At 74.5% G+C, this 17,461-nt stretch carries 15 protein-coding genes; 10 read left to right on the top strand and 5 right to left on the bottom strand.

The window, feature by feature from the left end; all coding sequences use genetic code 11:
- Window positions 1-128 precede the first annotated feature (128 nt).
- The 4 genes from ACA511_RS25215 to ACA511_RS25200 all read left to right on the top strand — a co-directional run bounded on the left by ACA511_RS25215 (window position 129) and on the right by ACA511_RS25200 (window position 3,987).
- Window positions 129-1,019: an enoyl-CoA hydratase/isomerase family protein gene (locus ACA511_RS25215; RefSeq protein WP_375027066.1), complete on the top strand. Its 891-nt coding sequence runs from the start codon at window positions 129-131 to the stop codon at window positions 1,017-1,019.
- Window positions 1,016-1,780 (top strand): 3-oxoacyl-ACP reductase FabG, encoded by a 765-nt coding sequence (gene fabG / locus ACA511_RS25210; protein ID WP_375027065.1) that lies wholly within the window; start codon window positions 1,016-1,018, stop codon window positions 1,778-1,780. The genes ACA511_RS25215 and fabG overlap by 4 nt, the downstream gene beginning before the upstream one ends.
- A 69-nt stretch (window positions 1,781-1,849) precedes the next feature.
- Window positions 1,850-3,055 (top strand): acyl-CoA dehydrogenase family protein, encoded by a 1,206-nt coding sequence (locus ACA511_RS25205; protein ID WP_375027064.1) that lies wholly within the window; start codon window positions 1,850-1,852, stop codon window positions 3,053-3,055.
- A gap of 44 nt (window positions 3,056-3,099) precedes the next feature.
- Window positions 3,100-3,987, top strand: coding sequence for an LLM class flavin-dependent oxidoreductase (locus tag ACA511_RS25200; RefSeq protein ID WP_375027063.1), 888 nt, complete (start codon window positions 3,100-3,102; stop codon window positions 3,985-3,987).
- Here the strand turns inward: ACA511_RS25200 and ACA511_RS25195 are convergent.
- A complete protein-coding gene (locus ACA511_RS25195; protein WP_375027062.1) occupies window positions 3,978-4,436 on the bottom strand; it encodes a VOC family protein in 459 nt (152 codons plus the stop codon). The genes ACA511_RS25200 and ACA511_RS25195 overlap by 10 nt on opposite strands.
- A 281-nt stretch (window positions 4,437-4,717) precedes the next feature.
- Here ACA511_RS25195 and ACA511_RS25190 point away from each other — a divergent pair, with 281 nt between their 5' ends.
- From ACA511_RS25190 to ACA511_RS25180, 3 genes are read left to right on the top strand one after another with little or no spacing between them, the layout of a single operon-like run.
- On the top strand, window positions 4,718-5,938 hold the full coding sequence (locus ACA511_RS25190) for an ABC transporter substrate-binding protein (protein WP_375027061.1): 1,221 nt from the start codon (window positions 4,718-4,720) through the stop codon (window positions 5,936-5,938).
- A gap of 27 nt (window positions 5,939-5,965) precedes the next feature.
- Window positions 5,966-8,782, top strand: a complete 2,817-nt coding sequence (locus ACA511_RS25185) for an ATP-binding cassette domain-containing protein (protein WP_375027060.1) — start codon at window positions 5,966-5,968, stop codon at window positions 8,780-8,782.
- 5 nt (window positions 8,783-8,787) lie between these two features.
- Window positions 8,788-9,492, top strand: a complete 705-nt coding sequence (locus ACA511_RS25180; RefSeq protein ID WP_375027493.1) for an ABC transporter ATP-binding protein — start codon at window positions 8,788-8,790, stop codon at window positions 9,490-9,492.
- A gap of 59 nt (window positions 9,493-9,551) precedes the next feature.
- On the opposite strand, the gene ACA511_RS25175 is transcribed toward ACA511_RS25180, so the two are convergent.
- The 4 genes from ACA511_RS25175 to ACA511_RS25160 are packed head-to-tail and all read right to left on the bottom strand — an operon-like array spanning window position 9,552 to window position 14,242.
- A complete protein-coding gene (locus tag ACA511_RS25175) occupies window positions 9,552-10,712 on the bottom strand; it encodes an acyl-CoA dehydrogenase family protein (protein ID WP_375027059.1) in 1,161 nt (386 codons plus the stop codon).
- Window positions 10,697-11,734: an acyl-CoA dehydrogenase family protein gene (locus ACA511_RS25170; protein ID WP_375027058.1), complete on the bottom strand. Its 1,038-nt coding sequence runs from the start codon at window positions 11,732-11,734 to the stop codon at window positions 10,697-10,699. The genes ACA511_RS25175 and ACA511_RS25170 overlap by 16 nt, the downstream gene beginning before the upstream one ends.
- A gap of 16 nt (window positions 11,735-11,750) precedes the next feature.
- Complete coding sequence (locus tag ACA511_RS25165) at window positions 11,751-13,343, bottom strand: AMP-binding protein (protein WP_375027057.1); 1,593 nt, start codon at window positions 13,341-13,343, stop codon at window positions 11,751-11,753.
- Window positions 13,340-14,242, bottom strand: a complete 903-nt coding sequence (locus ACA511_RS25160) for a MaoC family dehydratase (protein ID WP_375027056.1) — start codon at window positions 14,240-14,242, stop codon at window positions 13,340-13,342. The genes ACA511_RS25165 and ACA511_RS25160 overlap by 4 nt, the downstream gene beginning before the upstream one ends.
- A 159-nt stretch (window positions 14,243-14,401) precedes the next feature.
- On the opposite strand from ACA511_RS25160, the gene ACA511_RS25155 reads away from it, so the two are divergent.
- From ACA511_RS25155 to ACA511_RS25145, 3 genes are all read left to right on the top strand, one after another.
- Window positions 14,402-15,277 carry an acyl-CoA thioesterase gene (locus ACA511_RS25155; protein ID WP_375027055.1) on the top strand — a complete coding sequence of 292 codons (876 nt, stop codon included), beginning with the start codon at window positions 14,402-14,404 and terminating at the stop codon, window positions 15,275-15,277.
- Window positions 15,278-15,386: 109 nt separating this feature from the next.
- Complete coding sequence (locus ACA511_RS25150) at window positions 15,387-17,021, top strand: AMP-binding protein (RefSeq protein WP_375027054.1); 1,635 nt, start codon at window positions 15,387-15,389, stop codon at window positions 17,019-17,021.
- Window positions 17,022-17,032: 11 nt separating this feature from the next.
- Window positions 17,033-17,425, top strand: coding sequence for a DUF427 domain-containing protein (locus tag ACA511_RS25145; protein WP_375027053.1), 393 nt, complete (start codon window positions 17,033-17,035; stop codon window positions 17,423-17,425).
- Window positions 17,426-17,461: the final 36 nt, after the last annotated feature.

The following is a 17,461-nucleotide window of genomic DNA, read 5'->3' as shown; positions in this document are numbered from 1 at the left end:
GCGGGGGCTGCCCCGACGGCCCGATCCTATGCACAAGTTTGACGTCGATGTCGAGTTACACCCTGGTGGCGCGTGCGCTGGGGTCGCGGGATTGACCATTGGCCCGTCTCATTATAATTTCGACGTCTATGTCAAATAATCTGGAGGCGGCCGCGCCCGGCGCGCGGCCGGCCGGGGCCGTCGAGACGGGCACCGGGCACCTGCTCGCGTCCCGGGCCTCCGGCGTGCTCACGCTGACGCTCAACCGCCCGGAGGCCCGCAACGCCTTCTCGCGGGAGATGCTCGAAGCCCTGGCCGCGATGCTCGACCTCGCCGACCGGGCGGAGGACGTCCGCGTCCTCGTGCTGCGGGGCGCGGGCGGCGTCTTCTGCGCGGGCGGCGACCTCGGCATGCTCGCCGCGGGGGAGAGCGTCTTCGGCCCGGCCGGCGAGCCGGCCGTGCGCCTCGCGGCGCAGAAGGCGCTGCAGCGCGCGACGGTCGCCCGGCTGCACGCGATGGGCAAGCCCAGCATCGCGCTGATCGACGGCCCGGCCGTCGGCGCCGGCCTCGGCCTCGCGCTCGCCTGCGACCTGCGCTACGCGAGCCCCGAGGCGACGCTGCGCACCGGGTTCGGCCGGCTCGGCCTGGCCGGCGACTTCGGCTGCACCTGGCTGCTGCGCCGGCTGGCCGGGCACGCGCGGGCGCTGGAACTGCTCTACTTCTCGCCGCCCCTGCCGGCGGCGCGGGCGCGGGACCTCGGCCTGGTGACGGACGTCCTGCCCGGCGAGCGGCTGCACGGCCACGTCGCGAAGCTCGCCGGACGCCTGGCCGCCGCCTCGCCGGACGCCCTGCGCGCCATGAAGGCGCACGTGGCCCGCGCCCACGACGCGGACCTGGCGACCTGCGCCGACGCCGAGGCCGAATGGCACGTCCGGCTCCTGGAGTCGGACGCCCACCGGGAGGCCGTCCGCACGCTCGCGCGGGACCGGGCGGCCCGCCCGCAATCCACCACGGAGAACTCAGGAGCTGACCGATCATGACGAGTCTCGACGGCCGCGTCGCGCTGGTGACGGGCGCGGCCCGCGGCATCGGAGCGGAGATCGCCCGCCTGTACGCCGGCGCCGGAGCCAGGGTCGGGGTCCTCGACCTGGAGGAGGACGCGACCGCGGGCACCGTGGCGGCCATCACGGGCGCAGGCGGGCAGGCCGTCGGCATCGGCGCGGACGTCTGCGACGCCGCCCAGGTGGACGCGGCGCTGGAGCGGCTGGTCCGGGAGTTCGGCGGCCTCGACATCGTCGTGAACAACGCCGGCGTGACCCGCGACAACCTCCTGTTCAAGATGACCGAGGACGACTGGGACACCGTGATGGGCGTCCACCTGCGCGGCACGTTCCTCGTCACCCGGGCGGCCCAGCGGATCATGGTCGAGCGGCGGTACGGGCGGGTGGTCAACATCTCCTCGACCGCGGCCCTCGGCAACCGCGGCCAGGCGAACTACTCCGCGGCGAAGGCGGGGATCCAGGGCTTCACCCGGACGACCGCGATCGAGCTCGGCCCCTTCGGCGTCACCGTCAACTCGATCGGGCCCGGCTACGTCGACACGGAGATGACCCGCGCGACGGCCGAGCGCCTCGGCGTCCCCGTGGAGCGGCGCCTGGCGGAGGTGGCGGCCGGGCTCCCGGTGCGGCGCGTGGGCCGGCCCGCGGACATCGCGAACGCCGCGCTGTTCCTCGCCGCCGAGGAGTCCGGGTTCGTGACCGGCCAGGTCCTCTACGTCGACGGCGGCCGGTCGGTGCGCTGACATGGCCGGACGACCGGGGCCGCGCGCCCGCGCCGCGATCAGCACCGACATCGGAGAAGGAGCCCGCCCATGACCGAGAAGCAGCCCGCACCCGTCCCGCCGGCCGGCGACGACCCCGGGGAGCAGCTCACCGACGAGGAGCTGCGCACGGCGGTCCGCGAGGTGGCCGGCCGGTTCGACGACGCCTACTGGGCGGACGTCGACCAGGAGGCGCGGTTCCCCTGGGAGTTCTACGAGGCGTTCGCGTCGGCCGGCTGGCTGGGCATCGCCATCCCGACGGAGTACGGCGGCGCCGGGCTCGGCATCTCGGCCGCGTCGTCCATGGTCTACGAGATCGCCGCGTCCGGGGCCGGCATGAACGGATGCAGCCCGTTCCACCTCACGATCTTCGGCCTGAACCTGGTGGCGCGGCACGGCGGCGAGCGGCTCTGCCGCGAGCTGCTCCCGGCCGCCGCCGCGGGCGACCTGCACGTCTGCTTCGCCATCACCGAACCGGACGCGGGCTCGGACACGAGCCGCATCCGCACGTTCGCCCGGCGGGACGGAGCCGACTACGTGATCAACGGGCGGAAGGTCTGGATCACGAAGGCGGCGCAGTCGCAGAAGGCCGTCCTGCTGGCGCGCACGAGCGAGCCGCGGGAGGGACGGCGGCCGACCGACGGGCTGTCGATGTTCGTCGTCGACCTCACCGGGGGCGGCATCGAGATGCGGGCGATCCCGAAGATGGGCCGCAACGCCGTGTCCTCGTACGAGGTGTTCCTGGACGACTTCCGCGTCCCCGGGTCGGCCCTGGTGGGGGAGGAGGGCCGCGGGTTCGCCTACCTGCTGGACGGCATCAACCCGGAGCGCATCCTGCTCGCGCACGAGGCGCTCGGCATCGGCCGGGCGGCGCTGCGCCGCGCGGTGCGGTACGCGGGGGAGCGCGTCGTGTTCGGCCGCCCGATCGGGAAGAACCAGGGGATCGCCTTCCCGCTGGCCGAGGCGTCGATGCGGCTGGACGCCGCGGAGCTGGCGGCCCGGCACGCCGCCGCCCGCTACGACAGCGGGCGGCCGTGCGGGAAGGAGGCGAACACCGCGAAGTGGCTGTGCGCCGACGCCGGCTTCGCGGCGGCGGACGCGGCGGTCCAGACGCACGGCGGCTACGGCTACGCGCGGGAGTACCACGTCGAACGGTACTTCCGGGAGTCCCGCCTCATGCGCATCGCCCCGGTCAGCCAGGAGATGGTGCTGAACTACATCAGCGAGCACGTCCTCGGCCTGCCCAAGTCCTACTGAGAACGACCGCGCCGTACGGCCGCAGCGACGGAGGAACGCACAGCATGCGCATAGCCATTCATTCGGGACTCACCATGCGCGGGAGGGTCGACGGCGTCGTCGAGCAGGTGCGCAGGGTCGCCGAGTTCGGCCTGGCCGGGTACTGGGCGCCCATGCTCACCGGCCACGACACCCTCACCGCCTTCGCCGTCGCGGGCCGCGAGGTGCCGGACGTGGAACTGGGCACGGCCGTGGTGCCGATGCCGCTGCGTCCGCCGTACGCCCTCGCGCAGCAGGTGGCGACGGTCCAGGAGGCGATCGGGGGCGGGCGGCTGGCGCTCGGCATCGGCCCGTCCCACGAGGCGCTGGTCCGGGACGCGTTCGGGCTGGAGTGGCCGCCGCCGATCGCGGCCACGCGCCGCTACGTGGCGGAGCTGGCGTCCGTCATGGCCGGCGGGGACGGGCGGCGGGTCGTCGTCGGCGGCGACCCGACCCCGATCCTGCTGGGCGCCGTCAACCCGGCGATGGCCGCACTGGCCGCGGAGGCGGCGTCCGGCGTCGTCACCTGGGCGGCGGGACCGCGGACGATCGCCGACGTGATCCGCCCGGCGCTGCGGGACCGGCCGGCCGGCGCGCCGTTCCGGATCGTGGCCGCCCTGCCGGTCTGCGTGACCGACGACGTCGCGGGCACGCGCGAGCACGTGCACGCCGTGCTCGGCGCCAACGACCGCTTCCCGTCCTACCGGAAGGTGCTGCGCCGGGAGGGCGTGGACGGGGTGGCCCGGCTCGCGATCGTCGGCTCGCCGGACGAGGTGGCCCGGCGCCTCGACGCGTTCGCCGCGAGCGGCGCCACGGACTTCGCCGCGCATGTGCTCGCCACGACCGACGCCGACGCCGAGCGCACCTGGGAGTTCCTCGCCGGCCGCGCCGCCGCGCGGGGCGATCAGCGGTAGTCGCCGCCCGCGAGGTAGCGCTCCAGGCGCGGGGCGCTCGCGGCGCGGGACACGAGTTCCACTCGCGCGCCGAGGCCCGGCAGGACGTGGTAGCAGCCGCCCGCCCGCCGGCCCTCGGCGTCGAGGAGCGCGGCCTCCCACGGGCAGCCGCCCTCTTCGAGGCCGGCGGACTCGCCGGGCACGTCGTCGCTCCACATGCCGAGGTGGTGCAGGCCGGTCCGCTCCCACACGCTGTCCGGGACGCGCACGAGCAGCTCGATGTAGGGCGGCCCCTCCAGGGACAGGACGAACGCCTGGTCGAACGTGCGGGGGCCCGACGGCGTGCCGAACCCGGCCGCGAACCGCTGCACGCGGCCCCACGTCACGCCCGCCGCGGCGGCGAACTGCTCCATCGCCGGTTCGAGGGCGTCGACCACGATGCCGACGTGGTAGATCCGGGGAGAGGTCATCGTCGTCTTCCCTTTCCTTGACGTTGACGTCAAAATACATGACATCCCCTCCACTCGGGAGATGTGAAGATCCTTGACCGTCTCGGGTGCTGAGGTGGTAACACGGTACCGATCGGCGGGACCGAATCGTTATTGATATCGACGTCACATCCTGTTAGTTTCGAGGCACTTCGCCTCGGCGATCGGCGCCGCCGTCCGGACCGGACGGCTCCCGCGGCCGCCGGCCGGTCCGCCCGGGTCCGTCAGAACGCGCCCTCGCGCAGATAGTTGGGAGTCCCACCGTGCGTAGATTCCTCTCCGCCGCCGCCATCGCGGCGCTGGCCACGGCCGCCGCCACCGCCTGCTCCGATTCCGGCTCCGACGCCGAGTACGGCAAGAGCCTCGCCGGGGAGCCCGTCAACCTGTCGGTGATCGCCTCCGGCCCCGGGCCCATCTACCAGCCCGAGCTGCTGAAGGCCGCCAGGGCCGCGGTCAACGCGGTGAACGACGCCGGCGGCGTGAAGCCGGCCGGCGGCGGCGAGCCGCGCCCGCTCAAGCTGGTCGACTGCGAGGCGTCCACCGTCACCGACCCCAACGCGGCGGTGAAGTGCGCACGCGAGGCCATCGACAAGAAGGTCGTCGCCACCGTCGGGAAGTACGTCTCGTCGGACGCGGTCGTCCAGGCGTTCGAGGCGGCGTCGATCCCGCTGGTGGGCACGCAGGTGCAGACCGAGCAGGACTTCGTGAACCCGGCGTCGTTCCCCCTTGAGGGCGGCTCGCCGATGCTGTCCGCCGCGACCGGCGCCGCGCTCCAGGACGCGGGGGCCAAGACGGTCGCCGTCGTGACCGGCGACAGCCCGTCCGGCCGACTGGTGCCCACGTACGTCAAGGCGCTGCTCGCGGCGCCGGGCGACCTGAAGGGCGCCTACTACCTGCCCTTCGACGCCTCGGCCGACCTCACCTCCCACTTCAGCCAGATCGTCGGCGACAAGCCGGACGGCGTCGCGCTGCTCGCCTCCACCGACGTCACCAGCAAGACGATCGTGGGCCTGCGGCAGGCCGGCTACAAGGGCAAGATCGCGGTCGTCGCGACCGCGGTGTCCGAGGCGTCGCTCGCGAAGATGGGCGACGCGGCGGACGGCACCCTCGTCATCAGCGACTACGACGCCGCGACGAACACCGCGAACCCGAAGATCAAGCAGTTCCGGGACGAGATCGAGAAGTACGGCGACGGCGAGATCGAGGGCACCGAGTTCGCGCTCAACGCCTGGGCGGCCGTCCACTTCGTGGCGGACCGGCTCGGCACCACCGACGAGATCAGCGGTTCCGCGCTCATGGCCTCGCTCAAGGGCAGCAAGGTCTCCATCGGCATCGCCCCCGACTTCACCTACGGTTCGCCGAACTTCCTCAAGCTGCCGCAGCTGCCGCGGGCGACCGTGCAGTTCCAGACGGTCCAGGGCGGCAAGATCAACGCGCCCGCCGGCGGCAAGTTCACCGATCTGAACGAGCTCGCGAAGAAGTAGCGGCCGGACAGGCCAGGAGCCTCGCCCATGAACGACTTGCTCACCTTCGTCATCCTGGGACTGTCGGTGGGGGCGGTCTACGCCCTCACCGCCCAGGGACTCGTACTCATCTACCGCGGCAGCGGGGTCGTGAACTTCGCGCAGGGCGCCTACAGCATGATCGGCGCGTACCTGTTCTACCGCGTCGCGCCCGACCTCGGGCTGTCGCAGGCCGCCGCGTGGCCGCTCGCCCTGGGCGTCCCCGCCGTGCTCGGCGGCGCCACGCACCTGCTGCTGATGAAGCACCTGCGGCGCGCGTCGGCGCTGGTGCGCCTCGTCGCGACCCTGGGCGTCTTCGCGCTGCTGGTCGGGATCGGCTACCAGCTGTGGGGACGCGGGCAGGACCTCGTCGTCTCCCCGCTGCCGCACTCGGTGCACCACCTGTTCGGGACGGGCGCGGGGATCAGCGAGGACCGGTTCTGGATCATCGCCATCGCGGGCGTCCTGACGCTCGGCCTCGTGGCGCTGTTCCGCTGGACGTCCTTCGGGCGGACCACCGAGGCCGTCGCGGAGAACCCGGTCGCGGCGGCGGCGCTCGGCAAGTCGCCGGACCTCGTCGCCACGGTCAACTGGATGACCGGCGCCGTGCTGGCCGCGCTGGCCGGCGTCCTGGTCGCGCCGATCCTGTTCCTCAGCGTCGAGGCGCTCGCGCTGATCGTCCTGCGCTCGCTGGCGGCGGCGCTCGTGGGCCGCTTCTACTCGTTCTGGAAGACGCTCGCGGCGGCGCTCGTCATCGGCCTGGTGGAGACGCTCCTCGGCCGCTACATCGTGGACGAGGGCCCGCTGGCGCCCGTGGTCTCCGACGACCGGCTGCTGTTCGGGGCGTTCACCGCCCAGTCGGTGTCCCACTCGGCCGCGTTCCTCATGATCGTGGTGGTGCTGTTCGTCGCGGGCCGCAACCTGCCCGTCCGGGGTGAGCTGCTGGACCGGCTCCCGGTGCTCGGCTCGGGCCGGGTCTCGGTCCCGGGCCTGCTCGCCGCCGTCGCGGCCACCGCGGTCGTCATCACGGCGGTGCCGCCCGCGTGGGCGGCCTCGATCCAGGTCAGCCTCGCCGCCGCGATGATCTGCCTGTCGCTGGTGGTGGTCACCGGGCTGACCGGGCAGATCTCCCTCGCCCAGATGGGCCTCGCCGGCACCGGCGCGTGGATCGCCGGGAAGCTGATCCAGACGCAGTCCTGGCCGTTCGTCCCGGCCCTGGTCGCCGCCGTGGCCATCACGATGGCGGTCGGGGTGGTCGTCGCGATCCCGGCGCTGCGGACGCGGGGCGTGAACCTCGCCCTGCTGACCTTCGGCCTGTCGGTCGTGCTGTCCCAGCTGATCCTGCAGAACCCCGCCCTCACCGGCGGGATGGCCGGGATCGACATCGGCACGCTGAACCTGTTCGGCTGGGCCATCGACGGCTTCGACCATCCGCGCCGGCTGGCCTTCGTCACGCTCGCGCTGCTCGTCGCGGTGTCGGTCGGCGTGGCGAACGTGCGGCGCGGGTGGACCGGGCTGCGGCTGATCGCGCTGCGCAGCAACGAGCGGGCGGCCGCCGCGCTCGGGCTCGACAGCGCGACCATCAAGGTCTACGCGTTCGCGCTCGGCGCGGCCCTCGCCGCGCTCGGCGGCGTGCTGCTCGCGTTCCGGCAGCGGAACCTGGTGCTGACCGAGTTCTCGCCGTTCTCGTCCGTGCAGCTGGTCGTGTACACGGTCATCGGCGGGATCGGCTTCGTGATCGGCGCGATCGGCGGCGGCACGTTCGCCCCGGGCGGCATCGGCGGGCAGATCATCCATTCGTTCGGCCTCGGCACCAACGCGCTGGAGATCGTCTCGGGCGCGATGCTGCTGGTCATCATCCTCGCCAACCCGAGCGGGATGGCCTTCGAGCAGGTCCGGTTCGCCGGGCTGGTGCGCGACCGGGTGCGGCCCCCGGGGCGCCGCGAGCGCGGCGCCGCACCCGCGCCGGCACCGGCGGCCGCCGCCGACTCGCCGCGCCGGGAGCGCCCGGCGGGGGAGCGGGTCCTGGACGTCTCGGCGCTGAGCGTCCGCTTCGGCCGGGTCAGGGCCGTGGACGACGTGCGGCTGCACGTGGGCCGCGGCGAGGTCCTGGCGCTGATCGGGCCGAACGGCGCCGGGAAGACGACCGTGATCGACGCGCTGACGGGCTTCGTCCGCCCCGAGCGCGGCGCGCGGATCCGGCTCGGCGGCGCGGCGATGGAGGACTGGGGCGCCGCCCGCCGGTCCCGCGCCGGGCTGGTCCGCTCCTTCCAGACGCTGGAGCTGTTCGAGGACCTCACCGTCCTGGAGAACCTCCTGGTGACGGCGGGGAGCCCGGGGCCGCTGCGGTACGTCACCGACCTGGTCCGGCCGCGCATGCCGGCGCTGACGGCGGCGGGCGCGGCGGCCGTCCAGGAGTTCGGGCTCGCCGACGACCTGGCGCGGCTCCCGGACGAGCTGCCGCACGGCAGGCGGCGGCTGCTGGCCATCGCCCGCGCGGTGGCCGCCGACCCGGCCGTGCTGCTGCTGGACGAGCCCGCCGCCGGGCTCAGCGAGGAGGAGACGGCCGAGCTGGCCCGGCTGATCCGGCGGCTGGCCGAGAACCTCGGCATCGCCGTCCTGGTCGTGGAGCACGACATGTCGTTCGTGCGGACGTGCGCCGACCGGGTCGCCGTCCTCAACTTCGGAGCGCTGATCGCGGACGGGGAGCCGGCGGAGATCCTGCGGGATCCGGCCGTGGTGGCCGCCTACCTCGGCACGGACGCGGCGGCCGAGCGGGCCGAGCCGGTCGAACGGGCCGAGCCGGTCGAACGGGAGAGGGCGTGACGGCGATGCTGCTGAGCGTCGAGGGGTTGTCCGCGGGGTACTCCGGCGCGGACGTGATCCGGTCGCTGGACCTGCACGTCGACGAGGGCGAGGTCGTGGCGCTGCTCGGGCCGAACGGGGCCGGCAAGACCACGACGCTGCTCGCGCTCGCCGGGGTGCTGGCGCCGACGTCCGGGACCGTCCGGTACCGGGGCGCCCTGCTGCGCGGCGCGCTGCACCGGCGGGCCCGGCAGGGCGTGTCCTACATCAGCGAGCAGGGCGCGGTCTTCAGCCGGCTGACGACGCTGGCGAACCTGAGGCTCGGGCCGGGCCGGGTGGAGGACGCGCTCGCCCTCTTCCCCGAGCTGGAGCCGCTCCTCAAGCGCCGGGCGGGCCTGCTGTCGGGCGGCGAGCAGCGGATGCTGGCGCTCGGCCGCAGCCTCGCGGCCAAGCCGGACCTGCTGCTGGTGGACGAGCTGTCCCTGGGGCTCGCCCCGCTGATCGTGACCCGGCTGCTGGAGCGGCTCCGCGCCGCGGCCGACGCCGGGACGGCGGTGCTGATCGTGGAGCAGCACGCCTCGCAGGTGCTGTCGGTCAGCGACCGCGGGCACGTGCTGCGGCGCGGCAGGCTGGCGATGTCGGGCACCGGCGCGGAACTGCTGGCCTCGTCCGGCGAGCTGGAGTCGGCGTACCTGAGCGCCGGGCCCGCGGAGGAGACCGCCGAGCGGTGACGCGACGCCGAAGGCGGCCGCCCCTCGCGAGGGGCGGCCGCCTTCGGCGTCTCAACCGGTCAGCGGGGCAGCCCGAGGCCCCGGCGGGCGATGATGCCGCGCTGGATCTCGCTCGTCCCGCCGTAGATCGTCGTCCCCAGGGAGAAGCGCAGCGCGTGCTCCACCCGCCCGCCCGCCCCGGCGGCGGGGGACAGGTGGCTGCGCAGCGCGTCCGGGCCGAGCAGGGCGGACAGGTCCTCGGCCGCCCGGGTCAGCGCCTCGGAGCTGAAGAGCTTGGACATCGGCCCCTCCGCCGCGGGGACGGCGCCCTGCCGGGCCATCACCGCCGCGCGCCGCTGGAGCAGCAGGGAGACCTCGGCCTCGGCGGCGCACCGGCCGAGCCGCTCCCGGACGTCCGGGTCGGCGATGCGGGGCCCGCCCCGGTCGCCGGGCACCGTCCGCGCCCACTCCTCCGCCGCCTCCAGCATCCGCAGCATCGAGGCGCCGAAGCCGGTGGAGTGCTCCTCCTGGAGCGCCTCGCCGAGGACGCGCCAGCCGGCGCCGACGTCGCCGATCCGCCACCCGTCGTGGACGCGGGCGTCGCGGTAGTAGGTGATGTTCGTCCGCTCGCCGGAGACGGTGCGGACGGCCTGCACCTCGATGCCGGGCTGGTCGAGGGGCACCAGGAAGACGGTCAGCCCCTCGTGCTTGGCGGCGGCCGGATCGGTCCGCGCGAGCAGGAACACGTAGTCGCCGATGTGGGCGTTGGTCGTGAACATCTTGGAGCCGTTGACGACCCAGTGGTCGCCGTCCCGGACGGCGCGGGTCCGCGCGGCGGCGAGGTCGGACCCGCATTCGGGCTCGGTGAACCCCAGCACGATGACGATCTCGCCGCGCACCGCCCTCGGGACGATCCGCTCCCGCTGCGCGTCGCTCCCGCAGTGCAGGACGGCGCGCGCGACCATGTGCGTCGTGCTCACCCCGTAGGTGGGGGCGTCGGCCCGGCTCAGCTCCTCCTCCACGACGCACAGGTCGAGGGGGTCGCAGGGGCGCCCGCCCCACTCCTCGGGCCAGCCCAGCGCGAGCAGCCCCGCCTCGTGCATCGCGCGGACGAAACCGGCGTCGTGGGCGACGCCGGTGCGGTGGCAGCGCTCGGCGAGCTCGTCGGTGAGGTGCTCCTTGAGGAACGCCCTCACCTCCGTGCGGAGCGCCTCGCCGCGCTCTCCTAGGCCGAAGTCCACTGTTCCTCCATCTGTGCGGGGCCGTAGCGGCGGTCGGCCGCCCGGCGGTAGGCGGCGCGCGGTTCGAGGCAGGCGGCGGCCCACGCGCGGGCGCGCCGGTAGTACAGCTGGACGTCGTACTCGTCGGTGAATCCGTAGCCGCCGTGGAAGTGCAGGCTGCGGTAGGTGGCGTCGCGCGCCGTCTCCGCCGCGAACCCGAACGCCATGGCGGCCAGCTCGGCGAAGCGCGCCGGGGCCTCCGCCGCCGCCCACGCGGCCTCGTGGACGAGCAGCCGGGCGCCGTCGACGGCCGCGGCCGAGTCGGCGAGCGGGTGGGCGACCGCCTGGAAGGACCCGATCGGAACGTTCCAGGCGCGCCGTCCGGTGACGTACTCCACGCCGATCTCCAGGGCGCGGGCCGCGATGCCGACCTGGGCGGCGGCGGTGAGCAGCAGGAACTCGTCCTGCGCCGCCTCGTGGGCGGCGCGGGCGTCCGGACCGGCGGCGAGCACCTCGGCGTCCGCGCCCACCGGCAGGTCGGCGAGCGGCATCGACCCGAGGTTCTCGACCGGCGCTCCGCGGGCCGGGACGAGCAGCAGCCGGTCGCCGTCCGCGATCAGCGCGTCATCGGCGACGGCCCCGGCCGGGACGAGCCGGGCCGTCCCGTCGCGGGCCGGACGCACGGCCATCGTCACGGTCCGCTCTCCGGCCAGCACGGCGGCGAGGACGGCCGCGGCGCGCGGCGTCCCGAGCCGGGCCAGGAGCCGGGCGGCGGCCTGCGCCTCGACGACCGGCGCGGGGGCGAGGAAGCGCCCCTGAACCTCCGCGATCAGCGCGAGGTCGAGCGGTTCGGCCCCCCAGCCGCCGGCGTCCTCGCCGACCGCCATGAGCACGGCGCCGGCGGACCGGACGGCGTCCCACAGGCCCGCGTCGAAGCCCAGCGGTTCGGCCGCCCGGACCCGCGCCGGCGGCGACGCGCCGGCGTACAGGTCGGTGAAGGAGCCGACGAGCTGGCGTTGTTCGGCACTCAGACCGACGTCCATGTTTCGGGCACCGCCTTCAGATCTCGATCACTCCGCGCCGGGTGGCGCGCAGCCCGTTGAGCTCCGCGTCCCACGCGTCGTCCGGGACGCCCGCCGCGCGCAGCGGGCCCTTCATGATCTTGTTGGACGCGGAGCGCGGCAGTTCGGGGACGAACGCGATGAAGCGGGGCACGGCGAAGTACGGCAGCCGGTCCGCGAGGTGCCGGAACAGCTCCGCCGGGCCGGGCGGGCCCTCCGGGTGCGGGACCGCGAGCAGCAGGACCTCCTCCTCGCCGTACTCGCTCGGCACCCCGACCGCCGCCGCGTCGGTGACCCGCGGGTGCGTGTTCGCCTCCGCCTCGACCTCGACCGAGGAGATGTTCTCGCCGCGGCGGCGGATGCTGTCGCGGATGCGGTCGACGAGGAAGAACTCGCCGTCGGGCATCCTGCGGACGGCGTCCCCGGTGTGGAAGTAGGAGTTGCGCCACGCCTCCGCGGTCGCCTCGGGGCGCCCGGCGTAGCCCTGGAACATCGTCCACGGCTCGTGCGGCCGGACGACCAGCTCGCCGATCCGCCCGTCCGGGACGGGGAGGTCGTGCTCGTCCACGACGAGGGCGTCGAAGCCCGGCCGCACCCAGCCGAGGCCGCCGGCGCCCGACACCCCGTGCGGGGCGGCGAGCGGCGTCGCGGCCTCGGTGCTGCCGTAGCCGGCGCAGTAGGTGACGCCGTACCGCTCGCAGAACGCGTCGGCGTCGGCCGGGACGGGCGCCAGGCACACCTTGCGCAGCCCGCTCGCCCGGTCGAGCGGGCTCGGCGGCTGGGCCTCCAGGAACCGGGCCATGGCGCCGGTCAGGATCGCGAACGTCGAGCCGCTGTCGGCGATCTCCCGCCAGAAGCCCGACGCGGAGAAGCGCGGGCTGATGTAGGCGCGGGCGCCGGCGATCAGCGCGTTGTAGACGCCCCACAGCTGGCCGCCCACATGGAACAGCGGGAGCGACACGTGGCTGGTGTCGTTGTGCCCGACGGCGCCGATGTACACGGGGCTCGCGTACCCGTAGGCCTGGGCGTGGGGGAGGAGGACGCCCTTGCTCGGCCCGGTCGTCCCGGACGTGTAGAACACCGCCGCGATGTCCCATGGACGGGCCTCGGCGACGACCGGGTCGCCGGCGGGCAGGTCGAACCGTCCGCGGCCCGTCCCCTCCGGGGTGCGGGTGACGACGCGGCCGCGCAGCCGCCCGCCGCAGGCGGCGGCCAGCCGGCCGGCGTAGTGCGGGTCGGCGATGGCGGCCACGGCGCCGCTGTCGCCGACGACATGGTCCAGGAAGCCGCCGTCGAACGCGGTGTTGACCGGCACCTCGACGGCGCCGGCGCAGGTGAGGCCCAGCCACGCGACGACCGCGGCCACATGGTTGTCCAGCATCAGCAGCACGCGGTCGCCGGGCCGGATGCCGTACGCGCGCAGGGCGCCGGCCATCGCCGCGGCCTCGTCGAGCAGCCGGCCGTAGCTGAGTTCGTCGCCGGGCCCGGCGACCGCGGGACGGTCGGGGTGCCGTTCGGCGCGGTCCCGCAGGACGTGCTGGACGGTGCGCTCCGCCAGCGGCGGAAGAGAGCCTTCGAAGGAGGGTTTCACGGTGTTCCCCAGCGTGCGGAGTCGGGATGGAAGTGCAGTTCGCCGCGCAGCGCGACGCGGCCGTCGCCGTTGACGGCCCGCGTGCGCACCGTGCCGCCGCCGGCCGGGGCGAAGCCGATCACCAGCCGGTCGGCGTCCGACACGGGCCTCAGGTACGCGACCTCGGCGCCGCGCAGCTCCCCGGCGCCGAGCAGCGCGGAGTTCTGGACGGCCAGCCGGGCGACGATGCCGAGCGTGACCTCGCCCGGGAGCGCCGGCGCGGGCAGCCCGAGCCTCCGCGACTCGGCCGGGTCGATGTGCATCGCGTCCCGCATGCGGCCGCCGGCCGTCGGGCCGAGCAGGGTGCGGAACACGGCGGCCTGGTAGGGGCGGACGGTCTCGCGGGCCTCGACCGTCCAGCCGCCGTCGTCCTCACCGCCGTCCCGCGCGGGGGAGGGCGGGCGCTGCGCGCCGCGGGTCCCCGGCAGGCGGAAGTGCACGTCGAGCGAGGAGTCCGCGATGGGTTCGCCTCCGGCGGTGGTGCCGACGCCGAGCCTGAGCACGAGCCGCCCGCCGGTGTGCGCGGCGACGCCGAGCGTGGCCGACGCGACGGCGTCGTCGCAGTCGGCGGGGAGCGGGCGGTGGACCCGGACGCGGTTGGAGCGCGCGAAGGACGGGAGCCCCGCGTCCTGCGTGCCGGCGGCGAAGTCGAGCAGGGCCCCGTGCGCGAAGCGCGTGGCGAACGTCGCCAGCGTCCCGAAGCCGGGGGCCGACTCCCAGACGAGCGCCCGGCCGTTGTGCGCGTCGGCGCCGGCCGCGACCGCGTAGGTGATGGCGTCCCGGAGCGACCAGCGCACCGGGTAGGCGCGCCGGCCCCAGCCCTCGACGAACCGCAGGATCTCCGAAACGCCGTCCGGCACGGTACCTCCTCGTCACCTGGTGCGCGGTCCGACGAGAACACATGATTTCGACGTCGTTGTCAATAGGTATCCTCGCAGCATAGGTTGAGCTGTGCGCCGCCGGAACGCGCCGGTGACGGCTATCGACGTCTTCGTCGGATTCGAAGGGGAGTGGGAGCGATGGGGGACGACCGGGCCGGGCCCTGGGACCAGGACGAGCTGATCCGGCTGATGGACGTCCGGCCGACCGGGCCGGGGCGCTACGCCGCCCCCGCCCACGGGCCCGCGGGCCGCAACGTGGTGGAGGCCGGCCAGCTCCTCGCGGACGCCGTCGTCGCCGCGTCCAAGGAGATCCCCGGCCAGCGCGTCACGTCCGCCACGATGGTCTTCTCCCGGGCGGCCCGCCACGACGAGGAGATCGCCGTCGAGCTGGACGTCGCCCACCGGGGGCGGACCTACTCCACCGTCCAGGCGCGGGCGGTGCAGCAGGGGAGGCCGCGTGGCACGGGCCTGGTCCTGATGGGCGCGGACGCCCCCGACCTGGTCGCCTCGACCGCGCCGATGCCCGACGTGCCCGGCCCGGGTGCGCTGCGCCCGTTCGAGCCCCCGGAGATGAAGGTCGGGGGCCGGGAGATCCGCGTCGTCGACGACGCCTACGACTGGGACCCGGCGCACGTCGGGCCGCCGGAGCTGTTCGTGTGGACGCGCTTCGACGCCGCGCCCGCGGCCGGGTACCTGCACACCGCGCTGATGACGCAGTCCACGACGCACTGGACGATCGCCGCCGCGCTGCGCCCGCACGCCGGCTACAGCGAGGCCATGGCCCACCGGACGATCTCGACGGGGATCCTGACCGCCACGGTCGCTTATCATTCCGACGTCGACGTCACACAATGGCTGCTGTACGCCAACCGGGTCGTCTACACCGGCCGGGGCATGACGCAGGGCGAGGGACGCGTCTACGGCGAGGACGGGCGGATGGTCGCGTCCTACTCCGTCCAGGGCATGATCCGTCCGCTCGCGGCCGGCGCCCCGGTTTCCGGCACCACGCTATGAGCCGGTGGCCAGGTATTGACCTCGACGTCGAAACATACTTTGATGGCAGCCATCAGCACCGGCGGGCGGGCGCCGTCCGTCCCGGTGACCGACGACTGAAGGCGAAACGGTGACCGCACGCTCTGCTTTCGAAGGCTGGGGCCTCCGGGCGGTTCCCGCCGGGCTCGCCCGGCGCTACCGCGACGAGGGCCGGTGGACCGGCGACTCCCTCGGCTCGATGATCGCCGCCGGGCTGGGCGGCGCCCCGCGCTCGCGCTTCCTCGTGGGATCGGCCGCGCGCCCCTACGACGGCACCCTCGCCGACGTGGACCGGGCGGCGCGCTCGCTCGCCTGGGCGCTGCGGGTCCGCGGCATCGGCCCCGGCTCGGTCATCGTCGTCCAGCTGCCGAACTGGGCCGAGGCCGCCATGACGTTCTTCGCCGCGGCGTACACCGGGGCGGTCGTCGTCCCCGTGGTGCACTTCTACGGCCCGAAGGAGGTCGGCTACATCCTCGACGTCGTCCGGCCCGACGCGATCGTCACCCCCGACAGCTTCGGCCGCACCGACCACCTGGAGCAGTACGGGGAACTGCTGGCCGAGAGCGGCGCCGATCCGCTCTGGCTGGTGGTGAGCGACCGCCGGGAGCGGGAGCTGCCGCAGGCCGCGACGCCCTTCCACCGGATGCTGGACGCCGAGCCGCTCGCGGAGCCGGAGCCCGTCGACCCCGCGTCCCCCGCGATCGTTGGCTTCACCTCCGGCACCACGCTCAACCCCAAGGGCGTGGTCCACAGCCACCAGACGATCGGCTGGGAGGCGCGCCAGGCCGACCACTTCTACGGCAGGGGCGGGCCGCCGCAGATCGTCGGCACCCCGGTCGGCCACTTCATGGGAATGATCAACGCGTTCCTGCTGCCGCTGCTGCGCTCCGAGCCGATCCAGCTGATCGACCGCTGGGACCCGGCCGAGGTCCTGCGCATGATGGCGGCGGACGGGCTGGGCATCGCCGGCGGGCCGCCCTACTTCCTGACCAGCCTGCTGGACCACCCCGGCTTCACGCCCGAGCACCTGGCGCTCATCCCCTACATGGGGCTCGGCGGCGCGAGCGTGCCGGAGGCGTTCACCGAGCGGGCGACCGCCGAGGGCATCGCGGTGTACCGGTCGTACGGGAGCACCGAGCACCCGTCGGTCACGGCGAGCCTGCTGGCGGACGCGCAGGACAAGCGCCTGCGCACCGACGGCCGCGCGCTGCCGGGCGCCGAGTTCCGCCTCGACGACGACGGGGAGATCCTGACCCGCGGCGCGGACTGCTTCATCGGCTACACCGACCCGGAGCTGACCGCCCGCGCGTGCACCGCCGACGGCTGGTACCGCACCGGCGACATGGGCGAGGTGGACGCCGACGGCTACCTCACGATCACCGACCGCGTGGCGGACGTCATCATCCGCGGCGGCGAGAACATCAGCGCGCAGGAGATCGAGTCGCTGCTGCTCACCATGGACCGGGTCGCCGAGGTCAGCGTGGTCGCCGAGCCCGACGCGCGGCTCGGCGAGCACGCCGCCGCGGTGATCCGCCCGCACGAGTCGGCCGGCCCGGTGTCGCTGGACGACGTCCGGGCCCATCTGGCCGAGGCCGGGCTCGCCCGGCAGAAGTGGCCGGAGTCGGTGCACCTGGTCGCCGACTTCCCGCGCACGGCGACCGGGAAGATCCAGAAGTTCCGGCTGCGCGAGCAGGTGCGCGACGGCTCGCTGCGGCACGCGCGATGAAGGGAGAGGCTTTGGAACCGTCGGGTTACGCCGAACGTCCGGACTACCGCGTGGACGTGCGCCGCAAGCGGAACCTCGTCCAGGTCACCTGCGACGGCGTCACGCTGGCCGAGACGACCGCCGCGCTCGTGGTGGACGAGCAGGACCACGGCATCGTCGTCTACGTCCCGAGGGCGGACGTCCGGTCCGAGCGCCTCGCGCCCTCGGACCACACGTCGCGGTGCCCCTTCAAGGGATGGGCGAAGCACTGGCGGCTGAAGGACGGCGCCGACCCGATCGCCTGGGAGTACCCCGAGCCCTACACCGAGGTCGCGGTCCTGCGCGACCACATCGCCTTCTACCAGGACCGCGCCGTCGTCCGGATCGGCGCCGCCGACCCGGTCACCTCGGCCCCCCGCCCCTGATGCCGGCCCGGGGCCGCCGGGCGTCCAGCGCGGTCT

It is taken from the genome of Actinomadura sp. GTD37 (assembly GCF_041951365.1).
GTDB lineage: Bacteria > Actinomycetota > Actinomycetes > Streptosporangiales > Streptosporangiaceae > Spirillospora.
This window is presented reverse-complemented; position numbering and strand designations above follow the sequence as displayed.